The organism is Aeromonas sp. PrichA-15 (assembly GCF_017939245.1).
Classification (GTDB): domain Bacteria; phylum Pseudomonadota; class Gammaproteobacteria; order Enterobacterales; family Aeromonadaceae; genus Aeromonas; species Aeromonas caviae.
On sequence record NZ_JAGKRH010000039.1, the window covers coordinates 1 to 1,023 of the forward strand.

The following is a 1,023-nucleotide window of genomic DNA, read 5'->3' on the forward strand; positions in this document are numbered from 1 at the left end:
TGCGCTTTGGTGGCATCCATGAATATCGACTGGGAGAAGCTCCGCCACAAGTAACGGAGCTAACAGGAGACCAGCAGATCATTTTGGAGGTATTGGGTGAGCGCTATCGGCAAATTTATTCCTAAATCAGGTGCGGAATGTCGGTTAAATCTATCCGGCGTCTTGATGGAGAATGTTCTCCGCGCCACGATGAGAATCGCGCCTGACTGTCCTAAAAAGACCCTCGGCCTAGAAAGCCTATTCTTTTGCCAGGTTATCAGTCAGGCCGGTATGCCGTTCACGTCATCCAATATCACAGTCGCAAAACCAGGTGGGTGTGTCAGTACAAAAGTAAATAGGGGCGCGTCAGGTTGGCATTGCCCGAAATTCGGTATGCCGTGCCGCCAGCGCCCAAGCCGTGCGGGCCAACTTGTTGGCTAGTGCACAAGCCACAACATTCGAATGTCGCCGAGTCAACATAGACCTGACCCAATCAGCCAATCGTCCCGTTTGCCGCTCTAAATAGCTGTTCCGAATAGTAGATCACCGGAGGAAGGGAACTCAGTCCAGTTTGTGCGATCTGATTAGTCGCTAAACAAAACAAGCCACACCCAAAGGACTGAGTTGATGCCTATCCTACCACCTCTGCCACGACCACAACGGCGCCGCATTCACAAAATCATCCATGCCACCCGTGATAAAGGACATGCTCGTCGCTTGATGGCCATCTTGCTGTTACATGAAGGACGCACGATCACCGATGTTCATCACCTTACCGGCGCTGCGCGCTCGACCATCGGTCGTTGGCTTCGGTGGTATCGAGATGAAGGCATAGATGCGCTAGAAGCCTTACCGGCTGGCCGTGCCCCAGTCTTACCTATCGCCAAGATTGTCACCTTACTGGTGCTGCTCATGCAGTTTTCTCCGCAAGATTTTGGTTATCAGCGCAGCCGTTGGTGTACTGAACTATTGGCTATAAAAATCAATCGGTTAACAGGGCTCAATGTGGCAGCCTCCACGCTCCGCCGATGGTTACCTCGTATG

General features: G+C 52.2%; 2 pseudogenes. One reads left to right on the forward strand and one right to left on the reverse strand.

The features are described 5' to 3' along the window. Positions 1–345: 345 nt before the first annotated feature. Positions 346–501, reverse strand: a pseudogene (locus tag J9889_RS07295) (IS110 family transposase); the annotation flags it as partial. 105 nt (positions 502–606) lie between these two features. Here J9889_RS07295 and J9889_RS07300 point away from each other — a divergent pair. Beyond that, positions 607–1,023: pseudogene (locus J9889_RS07300) on the forward strand (IS630-like element ISAhy2 family transposase); the annotation flags it as partial.